Genomic DNA, 19,841 nt, shown 5'->3' on the forward strand with positions numbered 1-19,841 from the left:
TAATGTGGCATGATACATGCAAAAACCAGCGAGGCAGAACTTTGAACGGTGCAGCACTGATACTGAAATGGCTAAACGGTCGTCTGAATGTCACCGGTCTCTCGTGGCTGCAAACATCCCACGATGCCATCGCGGCAGGGGATAAAACTGCGTTGTTCCGTGCGTTCAGTCTGGCACCACGTAAGGTGGGCAAGGCCGACCTGAACCTGTCTGCGGATTCCCTTGCAGACGCACAGCAGGTCAGACCGGGTTGGGATCCCAGTCGCTGGAGCATCGATCAGGCCACGCGGGCATTTTTTGTAAGTATCTGGCCTGCAAGCAGTTCCGAAGATTACGTGGCAGTGCTTGATCAGCTTTATGCCACCTCGGGCGTTGAAGAACTGGTGGCGTTGTATCAGGCGTTGCCGATTCTACCCTTTCCCCCAGCACACCGCCTGCGTGCGGCAGAAGGTGTCCGCACCAATATGAAGCCGGTGTTTGCTGCCATTGCCACGCATAACCCCTATCCGGCAGAACAGTTAGAGGAAATGGCCTGGAATCAGATGGTGCTGAAGTGTTTGTTTGTTGATGTATCAATAATTGATGTGCAAGGTATTTGGGAGCGAAGTAATCCCCACCTGGCCCAGATGTTGTTTCAGTATGCCAAAGAACGCTGGGCCGCGAAACGGGTGGTGAATCCGTTACTGTGGTACGCGATTGGGCCCCATGCCGACGGCAAAATATTAGAAAGTTATCAGAAATTACTGCGTGCCACCACCACGTGGGATCGTCAGGCAGCCGTGCTGGCCCTGCAGGCAACCCCCACCGAAGAGGCAAGAAGAATTGAACAGGAAAATGCCGACCTGATTGCCCAGATACGCCAGACCAGCTTCACCTGGCCCACCATCGCTGCTGAGTTTCGGTCGTAAAGTACAGAATCCTTGATGATCGATTGAAGATTAATGAGAATGAACTGCCGATTTTTCCACTCCCTGATTTCGTTTTTCCCCAACAAAATTATTCGCCTCACTGAGAGAGTATTCCGGTCGTAGGGATTTTAATTTTGAGAAATTCAGATTTACTTAATTCCCCCACCGTTGCGATACCAACGCGATCAGCTACAATTGCCAGTAATTACGTAAATCTCTTACTCTCTTGTACTTGAGGCCAAACGATGCAGAAATGGATGTGCCTCGGATCCATGATCGTTGCCGGACTGGTGCTCATCCTGTGTGCATTGGATCTGGTGATCGGTGTTCCCTTTAGCGGCGAAGGATTCGGTGCATTTCTCCTGCCAGACATTGGCGGCATCATTGCTTCTGCGGTGCTGCTGTATCTGGCGTTTGATGCCTTCAAAGACGTCAAGTGATGTGCCGCAGTCGCTAATCTCTCATTAATTTTTCATTTGTTGTCCCAACTGGGGGCCCTGTTCGCGCTTTTCAGCTCATAGAATACATAACTGATGGCGTCTTCAGTGCCTGAATCCGCCTGTAATCAGCCCGCTACTACTACGATCCAGGTTGCAATTCGTGGAACAAGAAATTTTTACCCATGTTTTTGATAATGGTTTTACCCTGCTTGCAGAACGGATGACGCACGTGCGGTCGGCGGCCTTCGGAATCTCCATTCCGTGCGGCGCTGTTGATGACCCTGCAGAGAAGCTGGGGCTCTCTACGATCAGTCTCGATCTTGCCACCCGCGGTGCGGGAACGCGGGGCAACCGCGAATTATCAGATGCTTTCGATCAACTGGGCGTCGATCGATCCGAAAGTGCCAACAAGGAATATCATTCGTTTGCCTGTTCACTTCTGGGGAGAAATCTCTTTCCCGCAATGGAACTGTACGCGGATATGATTCAACGCCCCCACCTGCCAGCGGACGATCTGGATGCGTCGAAGGCAATTTCACTCCAGGAGATTGCGGGACTGGAAGACGAGCCGATGGGCAAAGTGATGTCCGAATTGAGCAAAGCCTACTATCCCGATCCACTTAGTAGGGATTCCAACGGCACCGTGGCTGGGATTGAGAACATTACCCACGTGGATGTGCAGAACTTTATTACCAGGCACTATCACGCACGTGGGGTGGTGCTGGCCGTGGCAGGCGATTTTGAATGGAACGCACTGCTCGATCGCGTGGGGCAATTGTTTGGAACCTGGCGAACCGATGTGCGTCAGCCACGGAACTATCCCGATTTTACCCCCACCTCGAGGCATGTGCAGAAAGAACTCGATCAAACGCAGATCGCTTTTGCGTTTCCTGCGGTGGCAATGAACCACCCCGACGCACTTGCCGCACGTATGGCCACTGCGGTGCTTTCCATGGATATGAGCTCCCGCCTGTTCATGAATGTGCGGGAAAAATACGGTTTGTGTTACTCTGTTCAAGCGTTTTATCAGGGGAAGCGCTACCGCGGTGACATCATTGGCATGGCGGCTGCCCGACCAGATAAGGCACAGGAAACCCTGGATCGCACCCTCGCAGAAATCCACAATCTCAGCCAGGGAATCGATGCTGAAGAACTGGATCGGGTGAAAATTGGCGTCAAATCTGCACTGATTATGAGCCAGGAATCAACCGCTTCCCGTGCGTCGAGCCTGAGCAGCGATTGGAGAATTTACGATCGAATCCGTCTCCTGGAAGAGATTCGGAATGAAGTGGAAGCAATGACAATTGAACAGGTGTTGGAATATGTGCGGTCGCACCCAACAGCACCGATCAGTCTGGCAACACTTGGCCCCGCACCACTGCAACTGACTGTATGATCGTGACTTACGGCAATTTTGAGGTTCGATTGGGATGATCGCCTTAAACGAAGTCTCTATCAGTCAGGGGCAATTTTCACTTTCCAGAATCTCCCTGGTGGTGCCACAGGGGCAGTATGCGGTACTGATGGGTGGGTCGGGAAATGGCAAAACCACATTATTAGAGTTAATCGCGGGCTTAAGGTCCCCCACTTCGGGCACGATTCACCTGGGTGACAGAAATGTCACTGATCTGGCACCAAATGAACGCCAGATCGGCTACGTCCCACAGGACCTGGGGTTGTTCCGCACGATGACCGTGCAAGACAATTTGTCTTTTTCACTTCGCCTGCGTGGACGAAAACGGAACGAAATTACCCACCGCGTGGCAGAACTGGCCGAACAGTTCAATATTGCCCACCTGTTAAAGCGATTTCCCAGCCACCTGAGCGGTGGGGAAGCCCAGCGAGTGGCGTTGGGGCGTGCCCTGGCTGCCGCACCGAACTGGCTGTTGCTGGATGAGCCACTCAGTTCGCTGGATGAATCGCTGCGTGCCAGTCTGATTCTGTTGCTGAACACCATCCGGAATCAACGCACCGTAACGGTGCTACACGTCACCCACCAACAGTCGGAAGCGAATCAGCTTGCAGATTGCCTTTTTCGACTGGAAAACGGTGTGATTAAGGAAGTTGATCTGTTGTGAACCCAGGAATACCCGAGCATGGCTACAAGAATAGTCGTTGTCAGATGAAATGCCGCTGGTTATCTCGCCTCTGGAACATTCCAGCGTTTAGTTATCCGGCCCGGTTATCGGGCTCGACATCCAAGCCGACACTCTTGATGTGTATCAGAGCGGTGACGGCCTTCACTGCATCTTCCTCCGTGCCGACTATACGTACATCGACCCCGCACAACTCGCGCACTCGATCGATGACAACGTCGCGGTGGACGCGGTACTTATGCCCCATCAGCATCGCGCAGGACCGGACATGCGACATCCGGTAATTCAGCGGCAACGTCGGATCAAGAGCATCTCGCTTGTGAGCACTGAAGGACATGTCTTGAGCCCGTTGTTTGATTATTTCCCTTAGATATTTACGGTACCCGTGCCAAGCGATTCATCAATATCTGCCAATGCTTCGTGGGCATTTTCCAGATCAATTTCATGATGGCCTGGTTGTGCGATCACTGCGGCGAGGAACTGTCTCACTTCACCGACCAGGCTCGGTTGAGTATATCGCACCCAAAGACAGAAACGGGATACATCTTCTATCTCACTCTGTTCGACCAGTTGGGCCAGCGCCTCCAGGATCAGAGGCCAACTGAATCGAGTCAAGGCTTCGCACGCTTTAGCATAAACTGGCCAGTTTATGTCTGCTACGAGGCCCAAAAGCTGGGGAAGGCAAACATTTGCAACTGGGGGCCCAATGTTGGCAATAACCTCGGCGATAGGCACGTCAAACTTGTACAGTTTTAATTTGGCTATGGCAGCCACGGTCTCGCTGGGGTGTGCAAGTAGCCATGCTTTAAGTGATTTAATCTCATCGGGAGGCCCAAAATTATTATAGAGGCTTTGCAGCCGCTCCACCTTTTCAAACGCTAATGTCGTCATCGCACAAAGTCCATAGTCGGAAGTGAATGAACTGGTCCGCGATTGAGTAGAGCGCGGAGTGAGTACGAAACGATTCCTGCTCCAATCGCTCACTTAGGCCGCTTGCGGCCGTCACTTTAAGTATATGCTCAATCGCGGACTCCGTTCGCCGCATGGTTATGCCTCGTTTTGTGCCAGCGGTTCCAAATCGTGGACGGTTCCCGGGTGACCACTGGCAAGGTCATCCAACGAGTATTTGTACAGAATCCCTTCGCGTGAGTACACAAGATTTCCAAGACTATCCCAGCACGCCGAATCGACATGATCGTCGAGCAGGTTGTCAAAACCATCGAGCGCAAACCTGAATGTGTAACCGTGATCCAGATAGCCAATATACCGTACGATCAACGCTGGATGTCTGCGCGATGGTCTGTTTTGCCAGCCGTCATCGGCATCGCATTTGACCGTGTACTTGGATGCATTCCTTATCTCACGATTTGTTCCATAATTCTCGCCGCGACGTTGCCACCCATCACGTTCCCATTTCGGATAGAGAACGCCCAAATCTTCGCCGCCGAATTCAGGCTGAAGTTCGGCGAATTTGAATGGAACCGATCCCTTTGCGGGCTGCCATTGATTGAGGAGTAGGGTCTGGCGATCACGCCAATATCCTCCGCCGTACCATGTGCCCATGTTCGGCGCTTCAACGAACGTGCGGAGATACGGGAGGCGACAGACGCCGTTCCATGTATCACCCGATGTACCCATGGCGAGATAAATCATCCATTGGCCATCGAACGAGATATCGCAGCGTTTCGGATACAATTTGCCGTGGAACCACGAGCCATGTTCAAGTGTGTCCGATTGCGTGTTCCAACGGATTAAGTGGAAGCACTTTGAGGGTTTTCGGCGGATCACGAGAACGTAGGGGGTTGCCTTCGCTGGCAGAAGATGTATACGCGCTGTATCACTCGGTGTCATGGTTGGATTTCATCGCTTAACGGGCCCGCGAATGAGCCGAACGCAGAATGATTAAGGAGCGACTCCTGCTCCAATCGCTCACTTAGGCCGCTTGCGGCCGTCACCCTTAGTATATGCTCAATCGCGGACTCGTTAACTTGCCGGGATCGCTGCAACCTCAAATCTCGCGAAACCGTAATGCGGCCTTCGGCCCCGGTCAAGTTAAGCGCTTGTTGGTGGTACATTCGGAAACAGCCCACCAAACAGCAAACTGACAAGGATTCCAAGTAGCAATCAAGAACGCTGCTGGACCTGCATCACCAAAACTTCCACCAAGGTTTCACTTCTTGCATCTCGCGCTTTGGTTTCTTTACCTGCTTTGATTTCTTCGGCCGCTGGTCTTCATCTACGTCGTCAACTAAGCGAGATTGCGACATCATTTCTTTTAGTATGTGGGGTGGTAAAGGAGGAGCGGGTATCTTTTCGTATTCAGGCAAGCGCAGCCACTGGCCACACGAAGGACAAACCACTTTTAAAGACATTTCGACCGGCGCATCATCGATATCATCGAGCGCTTCGTCGATACCAGGATCGTATCGTTTTTTGCATTTTGGGCATCTCACGATTGGCATGGTTTCCTCGACTTTCAGAAAGCGGGACCCAATGTCCCAAACCAAACAGGTCCGCGATTGAGCAGAGTCGCGGACATGGATTCGAAGCGACTCCTGCTCCAATCGCTCACTTAGGCCGCCTGCGGCCGTCACTTTTAGTATATACTCAATCGCGGACCCGTTAAGCTGGTCGCAGGCCAGCCTAGGGCGTGTTGACGAATCGGAGTTTCTTTCTAAACCCTTTTATTACAGGCACTTAACGTCAAGGCAGGCGCATCATGAGAGCAATGCTTACACCCAAAATTTGGGCAATTTTTAGGCCATTGGTCGAACGAGCCAAGAGATCCGCTGCTGGTGCAAAGCCAAAACTTACTGATCTTATGTTCTTTGAGGCACTGTTATTTCTTATCAGAACTGGGCTTCCTTGGAGAGATTTACCTTCAAGATTTGGCGACTGGAATGCAGTTTATCAGCGGTTCAAACGTTGGCGTGAAAACAATGTTTTTCAGCGACTTTTTGAGGACATGCCGAAAGATACACCACTGGAAAACATCAAACGAATATTCATCGATAGCTCAGTAGTTCGAGCACATCAACATGCTGCTGGCACGGCAAAAAACTGGTGATGACGATGATCAGGATCTTGGGAGAAGTAGAGGGGGATTGAGTACGAAGATTCACGTTGCATGTCTTGACGAAAACACGTTAATCGCAGTGGAAGTAACTCCTGGACAATCTGGAGATGCACCTGAATTCGACAATCTGTTTGATGAAAGCATCATACAAGTTCCTGATATTGAGGAAGTTGTTGCAGATAAAGCTTATGATAGCGATAGTATCCGATCAAAAGTGATCGAAGAAGGGGATATTCCAGTACATATCCCAAACAAATCAAATGCGAAGGAAGAATGGCCAATCGACGAAGAAGCTTACAAAAGCCGGAACAAAATAGAAAGATTCTTTAATAAATTGAAGCAATTTCGAAGAATTGCAACTCGATACGACAAACTGTCAGACTGCTTTCTGAGCTTCATTCATCTGGCTGCTACGTTCATCAAATGCCGTTCATTCGTCAACAGAACCTAACATTGAGCTCACCTTCACAGCCACCACACGATGAGCAGTGCGTCCCGAATCAGTCGGTGGTGTCAGGTGCTGCGCCGAGGTCTTGTTATGTTGGGCACTTTTAACTGCTATTTATAGATTTGGGTTACAGATGATAAGAACTGCTATTCAGACGAGTGTAGCCCGAGAATCAGATAAGCCGATTAGCAGCCAGCGTCGGCCATCAGCTTATCAAATGAAGGATCAACAGAGCTGGCTGCGGCTTTCAGTTCACGCAGGAATTGCTTTTCCAGTTCGCTGACCACATCGTCCGCATAGATGAACTTGCGTAACCAGTCTGCTTCTTTGGCATCGATCGTACCGTCTGCCAGCACGATTGGCTTAATGGCATCGAAAACCATCAGATCAAACACTTGAACAGTGCTCTGTGCGGACTTACGGACATCCAGAAGCCATTCCAGCTCACTGCGATCGATTTTGCCATCAGCATAGAGTTCTTTTTTGATGATCTCCGTTTCCTTGGTATCGATCCGACCATCTGCCAATGCTAATGCCTTCGACAATTTTCGCCAATCAGCCATGTCAATTCTCCTGTGAAAGTACTCTCATGTTGTATGGTGATTCGTATTTGCTGGCCAAGACAGCAAAAACCTGTTGGTGGGCAGCCGGAATTGATACCAACCAATATCTCCATATGCACATATCGTAATACTGCAATTCTTGTTCCATTAAAATTGGATGAATATGGTGCGTAGGCATTGCCCCACTCGGCACTTCTGGTAATACAAATTTCAGATTCGTAACACCGAACCCCCTGGAGGTGCATCATGAAGCGAATCGGCTTTACTTTAATTGAATTGCTGGTGGTGATTGCCATCATTGCCATTTTGATCGGGCTATTGCTTCCCGCAGTCCAAAAAGTGCGGGAGGCGGCGAATCGGGCGAAGTGCTCGAATAATCTGAAGCAGATCGGCCTGGCCCAGCACAACTTTGAAGGTGCGTTGCAGCATTACCCGGCAGCCTACCTCAGCCAATCGTGGGCACCAGACCCAACCGTGCCTGCCGGGCACTTTCGCTGGTCGACGCTGGCCCAGTTGACACCTTATCTGGAACAAGGCAATCTGTACGATGCCCTGGATTTGACCGTGCCACTGATCGGTGGGCCCAATCAGGCACCGCCTTACAGTATTTTCCCACAAAACGTGGCACCGGTAGCTCAGGTGGTAACCATTTTCAATTGCCCATCCGATCCAGCGTCACTGCAGGTACGGGCAGGTCGGGCACCTTCCAATTACAATGCCTGTGCCGGCAACGGTGCGAATGGTGGCGATGCTGCCACTGGCGAAGGGATGTTTTTCATGAATTCCAAAGTTCGCGTGGGAGAAGTGACCGATGGCCTGAGCAACACTGCAGCATTTTCCGAATCGCTGCGTGGCCCCGGTGGCACCGCACCTACGGGTGTTACTGCTGATCCGCAAAAATATTACAAGGCACTTGGAACCAGCCAATCCTTAACAACCGCCGAGTGCGATGCCACGCTGACCTGGAATGCAGAACGGAACGCCAGTTGGGCAGATGGTGCCTTTCCCACTGGGCTTTACAACCACGTAATGACACCTAACAGTCGCACGCCCGATTGCCTGCGGCACAGCAATCCAGGTTGGAAAGCAGCCCGCAGTGCCCACACGGGTGGGGTCAATATGCTGATGGGTGATGGCAGTGTTCGCTTTGTTCGCGATGCCGTCAATCCAACCACTTGGGCCGCACTTGCTACCCGCAATGGTGGGGAAGTCCCAGGCGATTTCTAACCGATCCTGCTTTGCGAGCCGTGATTGGTTTTTCGATAGTTTTCATTGCCATTACTGAAATATTCAACCGGAGTATAGAAATGAGAGCGTTTTTCATCTTGTGTGGCTTGTTGGCATCGGCAGCAATTGCCCAGGGACACTTTATTTTTGTGTATGTCGACCCACAGGCGAAAGATATCCGTGTGGTCTTTGGCCATGGTGCGACACCCGATCCGGATGTACCGGTGGCACGTGCTGAAGGAACCAAACTGTTTGCGAAAACAGGCGATACCGCGACCGAACTGACCGTGAAAAAGGCGGAAGGCAATTACTACGTGGCGGAAATGCCAAAGACCGCACCCGAAGTGATTTATGGCGAAACCAAAGCGGGCGTTACCCAACGTGGGGAAATGCCACCCATGTTATCAACGTACTACTCTAAAACAGTCCCCACCCTGACCGACAAAGCAGTGGCAGCCAAATTGGCGTTGGAATTCACTGCGGCGAAACACGAACAGGGGGTGCGATTTCAACTGCTTCAGGATGGCAAACCCGTTCCCACTGCAGAAATAACGCTGACCTTCAACGCTGATGAAGACGATATCAAGGTAAAAACGGACAAGGACGGTTACACCCAGGTCTTTCAAGAAAAAGGCACTTACGCACTCGCAGCACAGGTACAGGTGGATAAAAAAGGTGAACTCGATGGCAAAAAGTATGAAAAAGTCCGCACCGTTGCCTCGATCATCGTTCGTTTAGAATAATTGCCGATGAGGTTGGCTCTTTTAGGTATGTGTTTCAATTACTTTTTCGACTCTGAGTTTTAATCAACTTCCGGACAATTCTCCGCCAATCAGTTTCTATCCAGTCATCACCGAATGGAAGTACCCGCCAGTGCGGCCAACCAGCCAGGTCAAACTCACCGGCCATCCAACCAGCACGTTCACCATTGCTGGAATGAATAATAACCGGTTTGACTACAGGCATCGAAGTAAGCCATTGCGCAACCATATAACCATCCCCTGGGTCTGGCTCACCACTTTCAGGAAATAAATCGTGGTCAAGGGAGAGAAAAAGCGAACTTTCGAGCAGTGGTCCCGCTTCAAGGATCATCGTGTGGGCATCTCGCCAGATGTACAATGCGTGCGAGCAATTCAAAGCTTGCAAAACAGCCTGAAAACGCTTTGTACGCTCAGCATCATCTTCCAGAATGAGGATCATGTGGCTGATATCCTGTGCATCGATTGATCCTGAATCGTCCGAGATAGGTTAGAAACATTTTAACGTGTTAGTTGTCTTGCGATAAATATTAAGAATCATTCATTTATTTCACTTGGCTCCCACCGTGGGAAAGAAATACCAGAAAAATTGCGATAATCGGCAAATTGCCCTTTCCACCTGAATTACCTACGCGGTAGGCTATCTGTCACGGAAGAAATCCACCCACGGGTGGCTGCACAGGGAAGTGCTCATGCATTGGCTGCTCATTGGTTACATGTTTCTGTTTATTCATCGGCCGTTCGAATTCTGGCCGATGCTGGGCGAAATGCACATCGAGCGGGTCTACATTATCCTGGTGATCCTCTGCTGGCTGGTGGCACCCGGAAAACGCTGGATTCCCAACCCACTGCACGCTGCCTATCTCTTTTTCGCCACTTGCATCGCGGGTGCGTGGCTGATGTCCCCCTGGGCCGATCGTGGGCAGATTGTCGTCGAAAACTGGTTCAAAATACTGGTTTTCTACTTTTTACTCGTCACCAGCGTCTCCAATCGTCGCACGTTAAGGCTGGTTGTCGCTGGTTTTCTGTGCGTCATGTTCATCTACATGCTGCACTCATTAAAGGAATATGTCGGTGGCAGGCACACCTACCGCATGGGCATTGTGCGGATGCTGGGCATTGACAGTTCGCTGGGCGATCCCAACAGTTTTGGGGCCAGCATTGTCTTTGCGTTACCTGTGGTGATGGCTTTCTGGCACAGTGATCGTCGTAAGTGGTTGCGGGCAGGGGTGTTAAGTTACATTGGCCTCTCGATTCTGTGCATTTTGCTGACCGGCTCCCGTTCTTCGCTGCTAGGATTGGTGGTCTGGGGAAGCTGGGTAGTTTTTCGAAGCAAATACCGCTACTCTGCCATTCTGGCAGTGACTTTTCTGGCACCAATGGCCTTTTTTGCACTGCCAGATTCTCTGCAAACCCGTTTTGAAACGATTGTGAACCCCGATGTGGGGCCGGAAAACGCCCGCACATCCGGTGAAGGTCGCCTCGAAGGCTTCTTCAAAGGGTTTGAACTCCTTGCAGCGTATCCACTTACGGGGGTGGGCCCGGGTGCCTGGCGTCCCGCAACCGGCAGTTCGCTCGAATCCCACAATCTGTACGGGCAACTGGCAGGCGAGCTGGGATTTTTAGGGATTATTGCGTTCAGCTTCATCTTGTGGTGTTTTTATCGCACGTGGAAGGATATTCGCCAGCGGACACGAACTGCACCGCAGGATGATTTTGTGAAGCACCTGAACAACGCACTGATGATGGGGTTGTTCTTACTGTTGTTTGAGGGAAATTTTGGCCATAACCTCTTACGACATAACTGGTTATGGTACGGCGGCTTTTTGCTGATCGCCCGTTATGTCGTGCTGCGGGAACCCAGTACCGCCCCACAGCGGGCTGTGCGGCCAGCAGTATATCAATGGCACCCACGGGTTCAGGCGTGGCAGGTTCGGTGGCAGTAATTGCTATAATCAACAACTTAGTTAACCATGCATAATTCTTCAAAAGACGAGCAAAAAATGAAAAAGCTTTCATTAATGGCGGTTGGCACCATACTTTTCACCCTGACAACGCTGGTCGCACAACCAGCCACGCTTTTTGCACTGGCACCAGTGAAGCCAGAAAAGAAGCAGGACGGCATTGATGTGAAAAGCAAAGAAGTGAAACGATTTGTCGCCAACCAATCACAGATTGGGTATGTCAGCACCCGAGTATTCTACACCATTGTCGATCAGAATCTGGTGGTAGTCATTCATCTCGACAACAGCAAAAAAGACTTTCCGATCAAGGGCAAAGTCTACCACTTTGCCAAAGAGGTCAACGCGGAAGGTCTGGCAAAATGGCTCAACAACCAGCATTCCGACGGGCTGTATGCAGACGCACCCGAAGCATCTGCCACGGAAGACCTGCCTGCAGATTGCGGGAAAGTACTCGCCAGCAAATCGTCCGGCAAGAAAGACGGCGGCATCGGTGTGTACGAGCAGTTCGATGTCAAATTCAAAATTACTGGCTGCAAACTGAAATCTGGCACGAAGTTACTCGATTTTGAAGACAGTGCGTCAGTTTATGTTCCAGTGAAGTAAATATCTCGCCTCCAGCCCTTCGCCAATCCTATTCCTGAGATGCAAACCTTTTAATAGAATACAATAAATGTTCAGGGCGCGGGTTTGTGGCAATTAGTGTAGTTTAAATGATGATCTTGTGCAATAATATTAATAATAATGGCAGTCTCGCTCCAACGTGCTCCAAACCCACTTGAAAGACACCTAAACGAAAGTTTTTCCCAAAAATCATGGCACGGTCTGATCTACTACTGAAATTGGTTCACGCTGGAACTTCAGGCGATGAGATTCTATTCCGTAAGACTGTGGAAGCACTCGTTGCCGAGGAACGTGGAAAAAAGCACGATGTTCTTGCCGATCGTTTAGCCACCTTCTTGAACGATAAGCCGCTAAATCCGCCACCACAATTGAACGGAAACGGCCATCTAAACGGGGTCGTAAAGTCGCCGAACGAGTTGTGGGCTGAAAAGATCCCACAAAGAGGGTTCGATACTCTGATACTTCCAGATGATGTTGAGCAAATTTGCCGCGAGCTTGTCGAAGAACATCAGCGGGCCGATTTGCTCCGCTCGTACAATCTTGTACCACGCAACCGTATTCTTCTCGCGGGTGTGCCGGGAAACGGGAAAACTTCTCTGGCCGAGGGTTTCGCACACTCTCTTATGCTGCCTCTTATCGTTGCTCGGTACGAAGGACTCATTGGAAGCTATCTCGGCGAAACCGCGAGTAGGATCAAGCGAATCTTCGATCACGTACGCACGCGGCCGTGTGTGCTGTTCTTCGATGAGTTCGACACCATTGGTAAAGAACGTGGCGACAGACAGGAAACTGGTGAAATTAAACGTGTCGTTAGTTCTTTGCTCCTTCAAGTAGACGACCTGCCCACATACGTCGTAGTAGTCACGGCAACCAACCATCCGGAATTGCTCGACCGAGCAGTATGGCGTCGATTCCAAATTCGAATGGAACTGCCGAATCCGACTCCAGCTCAGATCGAAGAATATCTTCGAAGAGCACAAAACCGATCCAATCTCTTGTTCGAGACGTCTTTGAATGGATTGGCAGATAAGCTCCACGGTGCCAGTTTTGCTGAACTGGAAGAGTTCGTCGCAGATGTTTTCCGCCGCTATGTGTTGAGCCTTCCGAATCAGGGCCTTAAGAAGATTGTTGCCCAACGGGTTGCTCAATGGCAGCACCGTTTCTGTCCTAACGAGTAAACCTCTCCTTTCGATTACTATGCCTAACCAACCATTTCTGCTTTTTCCCAGTGCTGAGACCGTCAAACGAGCCGATCTCAATAAAGCTATACTACCAAAGATGCAGCTACCTTCAGCGTCACGACAGAGTGAGCGTTTGGAACAAAAATTCAATGAGATCGTTAGTGCATTCGATGACATGAAGCCAGATGTGGAGGGGTTTGAACCGGAGCTAGTTATCGTTTTTGAGACGATAGCCGATGACATAAAGGAGTTCTCAAAAGCTGCCGCAAATGTCGAGGGACTTGAATGGGTCGGTGAATTAGATCTCGGTGACCAAGCGAGCGACAACGATTTTCATATTGATAAAGAAGGTAGTGAAGATAAGCCTCTTACAGCCCGACTGTACGCCGTAATGAGCAACCAAAAAGCGGCCCAATCGCTTCTGTCGCTGTGGAATAACTGGTTGCTGGAACCGGACAAGACAGCCGCACGGGGCTTAGGCCCTTTCAAGAATATCTTTCAGCATTTGAAGGACATCCGCCGATGGGGCCCCCTTGACCGCTTGACAGGAACCGGGGTTCTTGAAGACTGGAGAGCGAACCTTCAATTTGATGCTGAAACTAATCAGCCGCCAGTCCGGTTTGAGGTTGAGCTTTGGTATCGGGACGTTGATGCGACACGCACTAATGCCTACACACATCTTGAGGATATCATTAAGAATGCTGGCGGCCGTTGTATTGCTCAATCTGCTATCAGGGACATATGCTACCATGGTGTTCTTGCCGAACTTCCAGCCGATGCAGTTGCCGATACACTTTCTGCTATCCAGTCTCAAGAATACACAGAACTTCTCCGCTGCAAAGATGTTATGTTCTTTCGCCCTTGCTCACAATCGCTCCATCCACTTTGTGAACTGAGCGAAGAAAAGAATCCAGTTTCAGCCGCACCTGGGGCCCTTGTGGTCACATCCCCAGTTATTGCTGTTCTTGATGGTTTGCCACTCGAAAACCACACTCTGATCCGAGACCACTTGATCGTTGATGATCCGGATCAGTTTAGTCAACACTACACTCAGCCGGGCCACCAACAACACGGGACGGCAATGTGCTCGCTCATTGTGAACGGCGACTTGAACAAGAACGAGCAGCGGCTTTCGCAGAAAATCTACGTGCGCCCGATCTTCGTTCCTTTGACAGATTGGAACGGGCAATACCGGGACGAAGGTACGCCCGAAGAAATACTCCTCATCGATCTCGTCCACCGGGCTATTCGCCGCATCGTCGATGCTGACGGAAACGAACAGGCAGCAGCGCCGAACGTGAAAGTTATCAACCTTTCGTTCGGGAATCGTTGGCAACCTTTTGAAAATAGATACAGCCCGCTCGCTCGTTTGCTGGACTGGCTTGCGTGGAAGTACAAGTTGCTCTTCATCATAAGCGTTGGGAACCACGGCCGCGAAATCATGATAAATACCGCAGCGGATCAGTGGAAAAACCTCTCACCTGATCAGTTGCGGAACGAGGTCATTCAGGCGATTCGAAACGATCAAGTTGCCCGCCGGCCGCTCTCCCCCGCAGAGTCAGTGAACGCAATCACAGTAGGTGCGTGGCACGAGGATGCAAGCACTACTCTGCAAGGAAATGCGGTGGATTTGTACAAGGACAGTTCCCTTCCAAGTCCATTTTGCACCGTTGCAGCTGGTTATGCTCAGGCAGTAAAACCAGAAGTGTACTTTCCCGGTGGGCGACAGCTTTACAGAGGGCCTACGATTGAAGATGTGAACCCGACGAAATTCACGCCTGTTACTACTAACCGTCCACCTGGCCTGAAAGTGGCTGCGCCAGGTACCAACTCAGGCGAGTTGACCACTGTGAGTCATGGTCGTGGCACAAGTCACGCGACTGCACTAGCTACTCATTCTGTTGGTTTGGCATACGAACGGCTTCTCGAATACCGGAATCAACCGGGTTGGGATCGCCTCACCGATGAATACCTTGCAGTTATCCTGAAAACTCTTCTAGTTCATGGCGCTTCCTGGGGTAACGAGGCCGAAATGATCGAAGCAGCTTTACCGCCAGATGGGCTCAAAGGAAAGAATGGAAATCGTAACTGGCAGCATCTTCAGCGAATTCTGAACCGCTTTATCGGCTGCGGAAAGGTTGACCCACTAAAGGCACAATCCGCAACAGATCAACGAGCTACCGTGCTCGCGTGGGATTCCCTAGCCGATGGAAAGAGTCACGTTTATTCACTTCCGCTTCCGCCCTCCCTCAGTGGGCGTAAGGTAAAACGGAAAGTAAGTGTGACCTTGGCGTGGCTTTCGCCCATAAATGTGCGGCACAGGAACTATCGGCAAGCGTTTCTTTGGACCGACATCGCTGGCAAGGAAAAGCTACAACTCGAAAAGGCCGGACTGGACCAAAAGACTTCACAGCGAGGCACTGTTCAGCATCTAGTGTGGGAGAGCGAGAAGATCGTCGTGATTCCAGATGACGAACGAATTGAAATCCGAGTCAACTGCAAGGCCGACGCAGGGAAGATGAGTGATTCGATTCCATATGGTTTGGCCATATCGCTTGAAGTAGCCGAAGGCCTCGATATTCCGATTTATGAGGAAGTCAGAGAACGCATTAGTATTCAAATTTCTCCGCTGCCAAACCCTTTGTAACTGAAAAATACGTATTGTATCTAATAAATAGGACATCAGTTATTTAAGACCATTACTTCAGCTTGAACACCATGCTGTTCACATTCTTGCATTAGCCCCCTGCTCTCTGAAACCAACACTGGATTCCCACCTTGGCCGGAATGACCAGAAAGAAACCACAATATGCTGATATCTCGCAATGAAGTAACGTCAAACGGGCCACTGTTTACTTGCTGGGGGCGATGTGGGAGTCGAACACTTTCACGCTTTTCCAGTTTTCCTTGTTTTCTTCGATAAATTTCAGGTGCATCGGGTGGGTCTGGTATTTATCATGTGATTCTTTGTCTTTAAACACCAGGTGCAGGGCAACGTCCCAATCCTGGGCATTCACTTCCCGATCAAATTCCTTGCCACGGACGCCGGCACTGTAGTAGGCCACCCCATCGTGTTCCTTCAAATATTTATTGCAGGCAGCCACCAGCTTCTGCTGGGCTTCCGGCGAGGCATCTTTCAGTTGAAAGAACACCATATGACCAATGTGGGGCTTGTCGGCGGCCTGGACCGACAGGCAAAGAGCAAGGGCAATGAAAGTTGCAAACAGGGTGCGCATCATGTTGAAAACTCCGTAAAACAGTGACTGAGAGAGACGTACTATTTTTAGGAAATCGTGGGTGATTGTCCTGATCTGGTACGCGAAAATCGGCCTGGATAACCGTTTGCCAGAGGGAATGTTCGTTGCAGTACTATCCATCGATCGAAGAGTTTACTGAACTTGCCGGCAAAGCCACCATGGTGCCCGTCTATCGCCAGCTATTGAGCGATTCACTGACACCGGTCACCGCATTCTGCAAAATCCGCGAGGGAGAATGGTCGTATCTCTTCGAAAGCGTTGTCGGTGGGGAACGGCATGGCCGCCACAGTTTCATGGGCACCAAGCCGTTTAAAACTTTCGAAGCGTACGGCAATCGTGTGGTGGTGCGGCAGGGGGCCCAGGCGCACGAATACCACGCCGAAGATCCCCTGCGAGAACTCGAGGAGTTGCTGAAAGACTACCGCACGGTACCTGTACCGGGGCTGAAAACCTTCAGTGGCGGTGCCGTGGGGTATATTGGCTACGACAGCGTCCGTTATGTGGAAAATCTCCCCCACCCACCAGTGGATGACCGGCATTTGCCCGATATTGCTTTTGGATTATATGATCAAATGGTAATGTTTGATCACGTCGACAAAACCATGACGGTGGTGGTTTATGCCCAGGTGAATCCGAACGATGTTCGCCAATCGTATTGGGAAGCGTGCAGTCAGGTCGATCAGTTGGTAGAACGCCTGCAGCGTGGGGTGGCAGATCTGCAAATCACTGATATCGCCATTCCCGGTGAACTGAAAATCCCTGCCACTTCCAATTTTACGGCAGAACAGTTTCAGGATGCAGTACGCCGCTGTCAGGAGTACATCCTGGCGGGCGACATTTTCCAGATTGTACTCAGCCAGCGTTTCGCGATGAAAACCAACGCTCGCAGCTTCGATATTTACCGCGCTTTACGCAGTGTGAATCCTTCCCCATACATGTTTTACCTGCAGGTAGGCCCCGCCACACTGGTGGGGGCGTCGCCAGAAATTATGACACGGGTGAAAGAAGGTTACGTGATTACCCGCCCACTGGCAGGCACCCGCCGACGAGGGAAAACACCCGCCGAAGATGAGGCACTTGCCAAAGAACTGCTTGCAGACGAAAAAGAGCGTGCGGAACACATTATGCTGGTCGATCTGGGCCGGAACGATGTGGGCAGGGTTTCGCAGTATGGCACCGTGGAATTAAGTGAATTAATGACGGTGGAACGCTACAGCCATGTGATGCACCTTTCCAGCACGGTGGTGGGGCAGATTCTGCCAGACAAAACAGCATTCGATGCCTTGCGATCCTGCCTGCCTGCCGGCACCCTTTCCGGTGCTCCGAAAGTGCGTGCGATGGAAATTATTGACGAATTGGAGCCCCACCGCCGTGGCCCTTATGGTGGAGCGGTGGGTTACATCGACTACCACGGCAATATGGATACCTGCATCGCCCTCCGCACGATGGTGCTGCAGGGCCAGACTGCCTACATTCAGGCGGGGGCGGGAATTGTGGCCGACAGCGATCCCGCTTCAGAATATCAGGAAACATTAAACAAAGCCGCTGGCTTGATGCGGGCACTGGAAATTGCAGAAACCCAGCTATAACAGCTGAATGGTTTTTCGAAATACTCATACCATCGAGAGGAATTGTCAATGGCGTACTTTCTTGGCAGTTTGTTTCCAATTGTACTGCTGATTACCGGCATCGTTTTGTTGATTAAAGGTATCGCAGAGCCCAGTTCCAACTTGTCTACGGCTGGGGCGATCCTGCTGGGTGCGGTGTTGATTTCATTCAGCCTCAGACCCGTCGCGAAGCACCCAGGCACTGGAAATTGATTTCCGGAACACAAAAATCCAATTCTGCAACAATTTGCCCACGTGCCACTTCGAACGACTTCTCATGAAAAATTCATTTATCCGGTACCCCACCTGTGGGTGTTCCAACTTATAACGATTTTGCCTCTCGGAAGTGCTGGTTTTTCAGCCGGAAACCTGCTTGGATCGGAATTTCTCCCATTTGCGGTCGATGGCTAGGAGACAGAACACCTATAAAGACTGTATAGAGTTCGAACTTTCTGGTGCGTGGGTAAGGTATGGCAATTCCTGTCGTGATTCCGGCAATTGGGGAGTCTGTCGTGGAAGGCAGGCTGGTGCAGTGGTTCAAAAAAGCAGGCGAGTTCGTCGAAAAAGACGATCCTGTTTGCGAAATTGAAACCGACAAAGCCACCCAGCCCATCCCCGCACCGGCTGCGGGCATTTTAACCCCACGTGCCAGTGAGGACGAAATTGTTGCCGTGGGTGCGGTCATTGGTGAAATTGAACCGCAGGCAGTACCCGCCAAAAAGGACGATTCGCCGCAAACACCTGCTCCAAAAGAAGATACGTCGAAACCTGCTGCAAAAACCGAAGAGCCGATCCTGTCGCCTGCTGCCAAACGTGCGGCAGAAGAAGAAGGTGTCGATCCGGCAACGGTCACAGGCACGGGCCGTGATGGGCGGATCATTAAGGAAGATATTTACGCAGCAAAACCGAACGGCACCGCAAAAGCACCGGCCAGCCAGCCTGTACCAGCAGCACCACCTTCACGTGGGGATTCACCACGCGAAACCCGCAGCAAAATGTCAGGCATTCGCCAGCGAATTGCCGAACGACTGGTGGAATCGCAACAGACCACTGCCACGCTGACCACCTTCAACGAAGCGGATATGTCCGCTATCAACGATCTGCGGGCCAAATTCAAAGATAAGTTCAAAGAAAAATACGGCATCAACCTCGGATTTATGTCGTTTTTTGTGAAGGCCGTAATTGAAGGGCTGAAAAAGTTTCCGACTGTGAACGCTCGCATCGATGGGAACGAGATTGTCCACCAGCACTTCTACGATATCGGGGTGGCGGTCAGCACCGAACGTGGGCTGATGGTGCCTGTCATCCGTAATGCTGACCTGCAAAGTTTTGCTGCCATCGAAAAATCGATTACCGATGTGGCGGTGAAAGCCCGCGATAACAAGATTTCGGTGGCCGACCTGCAAGGTGGCACCTTCACCATTACTAATGGGGGAATTTTCGGCTCGATGTTGTCGACACCGATTCTGAACCCCCCACAGACAGCCATCCTGGGGATGCACTCCATTCAGAAACGCCCCGTGGTGGTAAACGATCAGATTGTGGTGCGACCAATGATGTACCTGGCACTTTCTTACGACCACCGCCTGATCGATGGGCGGGAAGCAGTACAGTTCCTGGTGCGTGTCAAAGAGTGCCTGGAACAGCCCGAACGATTACTTCTCGAGATTTAATCTGATTAAAATAATTTCATAA

The 19,841-nt window shown here is 50.9% G+C and carries 22 protein-coding genes; 15 read left to right on the plus strand and 7 right to left on the minus strand.

Annotated features, from left to right (window positions below; all coding sequences use genetic code 11):
- The first annotated feature begins 2 nt into the window (after window positions 1–2).
- From R3B84_19010 to R3B84_19025, 4 genes are all read left to right on the plus strand, one after another.
- Complete coding sequence (locus R3B84_19010; protein ID MEZ6142656.1) at window positions 3–908, plus strand: EboA domain-containing protein; 906 nt, start codon at window positions 3–5, stop codon at window positions 906–908.
- A 245-nt stretch (window positions 909–1,153) separates the two neighbouring features.
- Window positions 1,154–1,348 (plus strand): hypothetical protein, encoded by a 195-nt coding sequence (locus R3B84_19015; GenBank protein MEZ6142657.1) that lies wholly within the window; start codon window positions 1,154–1,156, stop codon window positions 1,346–1,348.
- Window positions 1,349–1,508: 160 nt separating this feature from the next.
- Complete coding sequence (locus R3B84_19020; GenBank protein MEZ6142658.1) at window positions 1,509–2,744, plus strand: pitrilysin family protein; 1,236 nt, start codon at window positions 1,509–1,511, stop codon at window positions 2,742–2,744.
- 34 nt (window positions 2,745–2,778) lie between these two features.
- Entirely contained in the window at window positions 2,779–3,426 is a 648-nt protein-coding gene (locus R3B84_19025) for an ABC transporter ATP-binding protein (protein MEZ6142659.1), read from the plus strand.
- 91 nt (window positions 3,427–3,517) lie between these two features.
- Here R3B84_19025 and R3B84_19030 read toward each other — a convergent pair whose 3' ends face one another.
- The 4 genes from R3B84_19030 to R3B84_19045 all read right to left on the minus strand — a co-directional run bounded on the left by R3B84_19030 (window position 3,518) and on the right by R3B84_19045 (window position 5,906).
- On the minus strand, window positions 3,518–3,781 hold the full coding sequence (locus tag R3B84_19030; protein ID MEZ6142660.1) for a hypothetical protein: 264 nt from the start codon (window positions 3,779–3,781) through the stop codon (window positions 3,518–3,520).
- A 29-nt stretch (window positions 3,782–3,810) separates the two neighbouring features.
- The gene (locus R3B84_19035; GenBank protein ID MEZ6142661.1) at window positions 3,811–4,335 is read right to left on the minus strand and encodes a hypothetical protein; all 525 of its coding nucleotides are present in this window, start codon (window positions 4,333–4,335) and stop codon (window positions 3,811–3,813) included.
- Between the two features lie 156 nt (window positions 4,336–4,491).
- Entirely contained in the window at window positions 4,492–5,295 is an 804-nt protein-coding gene (locus R3B84_19040) for a hypothetical protein (GenBank protein ID MEZ6142662.1), read from the minus strand.
- 296 nt (window positions 5,296–5,591) lie between these two features.
- A complete protein-coding gene (locus R3B84_19045) occupies window positions 5,592–5,906 on the minus strand; it encodes a hypothetical protein (protein MEZ6142663.1) in 315 nt (104 codons plus the stop codon).
- Between the two features lie 257 nt (window positions 5,907–6,163).
- Between R3B84_19045 and R3B84_19050 the strand changes: the two genes are divergently transcribed.
- Both R3B84_19050 and R3B84_19055 read left to right on the plus strand, forming a co-directional pair.
- Window positions 6,164–6,511, plus strand: coding sequence for a transposase (locus R3B84_19050; GenBank protein ID MEZ6142664.1), 348 nt, complete (start codon window positions 6,164–6,166; stop codon window positions 6,509–6,511).
- The gene (locus R3B84_19055) at window positions 6,483–6,971 is read left to right on the plus strand and encodes an IS5 family transposase (GenBank protein MEZ6142665.1); all 489 of its coding nucleotides are present in this window, start codon (window positions 6,483–6,485) and stop codon (window positions 6,969–6,971) included. The genes R3B84_19050 and R3B84_19055 overlap by 29 nt, the downstream gene beginning before the upstream one ends.
- Window positions 6,972–7,153: 182 nt before the next feature.
- Here the strand turns inward: R3B84_19055 and R3B84_19060 are convergent, their stop codons facing one another.
- Window positions 7,154–7,531 carry a hypothetical protein gene (locus R3B84_19060; GenBank protein MEZ6142666.1) on the minus strand — a complete coding sequence of 126 codons (378 nt, stop codon included), beginning with the start codon at window positions 7,529–7,531 and terminating at the stop codon, window positions 7,154–7,156.
- A 246-nt stretch (window positions 7,532–7,777) separates the two neighbouring features.
- Here R3B84_19060 and R3B84_19065 point away from each other — a divergent pair, with 246 nt between their 5' ends.
- Together R3B84_19065 and R3B84_19070 are read left to right on the plus strand one after the other, a co-directional pair.
- Window positions 7,778–8,758 carry a DUF1559 domain-containing protein gene (locus tag R3B84_19065; protein MEZ6142667.1) on the plus strand — a complete coding sequence of 327 codons (981 nt, stop codon included), beginning with the start codon at window positions 7,778–7,780 and terminating at the stop codon, window positions 8,756–8,758.
- 80 nt (window positions 8,759–8,838) lie between these two features.
- On the plus strand, window positions 8,839–9,501 hold the full coding sequence (locus tag R3B84_19070) for a DUF4198 domain-containing protein (GenBank protein MEZ6142668.1): 663 nt from the start codon (window positions 8,839–8,841) through the stop codon (window positions 9,499–9,501).
- Between the two features lie 34 nt (window positions 9,502–9,535).
- On the opposite strand, the gene R3B84_19075 is transcribed toward R3B84_19070, so the two are convergent.
- The gene (locus tag R3B84_19075; GenBank protein MEZ6142669.1) at window positions 9,536–9,958 is read right to left on the minus strand and encodes a cyclic-phosphate processing receiver domain-containing protein; all 423 of its coding nucleotides are present in this window, start codon (window positions 9,956–9,958) and stop codon (window positions 9,536–9,538) included.
- Between the two features lie 250 nt (window positions 9,959–10,208).
- On the opposite strand from R3B84_19075, the gene R3B84_19080 reads away from it, so the two are divergent.
- The 4 genes from R3B84_19080 (at window position 10,209) to R3B84_19095 (ending at window position 15,929) form a co-directional block, all read left to right on the plus strand.
- Window positions 10,209–11,462 carry an O-antigen ligase family protein gene (locus R3B84_19080; protein MEZ6142670.1) on the plus strand — a complete coding sequence of 418 codons (1,254 nt, stop codon included), beginning with the start codon at window positions 10,209–10,211 and terminating at the stop codon, window positions 11,460–11,462.
- Between the two features lie 57 nt (window positions 11,463–11,519).
- Window positions 11,520–12,083 (plus strand): hypothetical protein, encoded by a 564-nt coding sequence (locus R3B84_19085; protein ID MEZ6142671.1) that lies wholly within the window; start codon window positions 11,520–11,522, stop codon window positions 12,081–12,083.
- 209 nt (window positions 12,084–12,292) lie between these two features.
- The gene (locus R3B84_19090; protein ID MEZ6142672.1) at window positions 12,293–13,279 is read left to right on the plus strand and encodes an ATP-binding protein; all 987 of its coding nucleotides are present in this window, start codon (window positions 12,293–12,295) and stop codon (window positions 13,277–13,279) included.
- A gap of 136 nt (window positions 13,280–13,415) precedes the next feature.
- Window positions 13,416–15,929, plus strand: coding sequence for a S8 family peptidase (locus R3B84_19095; GenBank protein ID MEZ6142673.1), 2,514 nt, complete (start codon window positions 13,416–13,418; stop codon window positions 15,927–15,929).
- A gap of 205 nt (window positions 15,930–16,134) precedes the next feature.
- On the opposite strand, the gene R3B84_19100 is transcribed toward R3B84_19095, so the two are convergent.
- Window positions 16,135–16,521 (minus strand): Dabb family protein, encoded by a 387-nt coding sequence (locus tag R3B84_19100; protein MEZ6142674.1) that lies wholly within the window; start codon window positions 16,519–16,521, stop codon window positions 16,135–16,137.
- Window positions 16,522–16,643: 122 nt separating this feature from the next.
- Between R3B84_19100 and trpE the strand changes: the two genes are divergently transcribed.
- From trpE to odhB, 3 genes are all read left to right on the plus strand, one after another.
- Window positions 16,644–18,128, plus strand: coding sequence for an anthranilate synthase component I (gene trpE, locus R3B84_19105; protein MEZ6142675.1), 1,485 nt, complete (start codon window positions 16,644–16,646; stop codon window positions 18,126–18,128).
- Between the two features lie 48 nt (window positions 18,129–18,176).
- Entirely contained in the window at window positions 18,177–18,359 is a 183-nt protein-coding gene (locus tag R3B84_19110; protein MEZ6142676.1) for a hypothetical protein, read from the plus strand.
- Window positions 18,360–18,616: 257 nt separating this feature from the next.
- Window positions 18,617–19,819, plus strand: a complete 1,203-nt coding sequence (odhB, locus tag R3B84_19115; GenBank protein ID MEZ6142677.1) for a 2-oxoglutarate dehydrogenase complex dihydrolipoyllysine-residue succinyltransferase — start codon at window positions 18,617–18,619, stop codon at window positions 19,817–19,819.
- Window positions 19,820–19,841 lie beyond the last annotated feature (22 nt).

The sequence above is a fragment of the Zavarzinella sp. genome (assembly GCA_041399155.1).
In the GTDB taxonomy this organism is placed as follows: Bacteria; Planctomycetota; Planctomycetia; order Gemmatales; family Gemmataceae; genus JAWKTI01.

Coding starts and splice junctions, on each gene's coding strand:
- R3B84_19010 (MEZ6142656.1), top strand. CDS start 3: ATGTGGCATGATACATGCAAAAACCAGCGAGGCAGAACTTTGAACGGT.
- R3B84_19015 (MEZ6142657.1), top strand. CDS start 1,154: ATGCAGAAATGGATGTGCCTCGGATCCATGATCGTTGCCGGACTGGTG.
- R3B84_19025 (MEZ6142659.1), top strand. CDS start 2,779: ATGATCGCCTTAAACGAAGTCTCTATCAGTCAGGGGCAATTTTCACTT.
- R3B84_19030 (MEZ6142660.1), bottom strand. CDS start 3,781: ATGTCCTTCAGTGCTCACAAGCGAGATGCTCTTGATCCGACGTTGCCG.
- R3B84_19035 (MEZ6142661.1), bottom strand. CDS start 4,335: ATGACGACATTAGCGTTTGAAAAGGTGGAGCGGCTGCAAAGCCTCTAT.
- R3B84_19040 (MEZ6142662.1), bottom strand. CDS start 5,295: ATGACACCGAGTGATACAGCGCGTATACATCTTCTGCCAGCGAAGGCA.
- R3B84_19045 (MEZ6142663.1), bottom strand. CDS start 5,906: ATGCCAATCGTGAGATGCCCAAAATGCAAAAAACGATACGATCCTGGT.
- R3B84_19050 (MEZ6142664.1), top strand. CDS start 6,164: ATGAGAGCAATGCTTACACCCAAAATTTGGGCAATTTTTAGGCCATTG.
- R3B84_19055 (MEZ6142665.1), top strand. CDS start 6,483: ATGCTGCTGGCACGGCAAAAAACTGGTGATGACGATGATCAGGATCTT.
- R3B84_19060 (MEZ6142666.1), bottom strand. CDS start 7,531: ATGGCTGATTGGCGAAAATTGTCGAAGGCATTAGCATTGGCAGATGGT.
- R3B84_19065 (MEZ6142667.1), top strand. CDS start 7,778: ATGAAGCGAATCGGCTTTACTTTAATTGAATTGCTGGTGGTGATTGCC.
- R3B84_19070 (MEZ6142668.1), top strand. CDS start 8,839: ATGAGAGCGTTTTTCATCTTGTGTGGCTTGTTGGCATCGGCAGCAATT.
- R3B84_19075 (MEZ6142669.1), bottom strand. CDS start 9,958: ATGATCCTCATTCTGGAAGATGATGCTGAGCGTACAAAGCGTTTTCAG.
- R3B84_19080 (MEZ6142670.1), top strand. CDS start 10,209: ATGCATTGGCTGCTCATTGGTTACATGTTTCTGTTTATTCATCGGCCG.
- R3B84_19085 (MEZ6142671.1), top strand. CDS start 11,520: ATGAAAAAGCTTTCATTAATGGCGGTTGGCACCATACTTTTCACCCTG.
- R3B84_19090 (MEZ6142672.1), top strand. CDS start 12,293: ATGGCACGGTCTGATCTACTACTGAAATTGGTTCACGCTGGAACTTCA.
- R3B84_19100 (MEZ6142674.1), bottom strand. CDS start 16,521: ATGATGCGCACCCTGTTTGCAACTTTCATTGCCCTTGCTCTTTGCCTG.
- R3B84_19110 (MEZ6142676.1), top strand. CDS start 18,177: ATGGCGTACTTTCTTGGCAGTTTGTTTCCAATTGTACTGCTGATTACC.
- odhB (MEZ6142677.1), top strand. CDS start 18,617: ATGGCAATTCCTGTCGTGATTCCGGCAATTGGGGAGTCTGTCGTGGAA.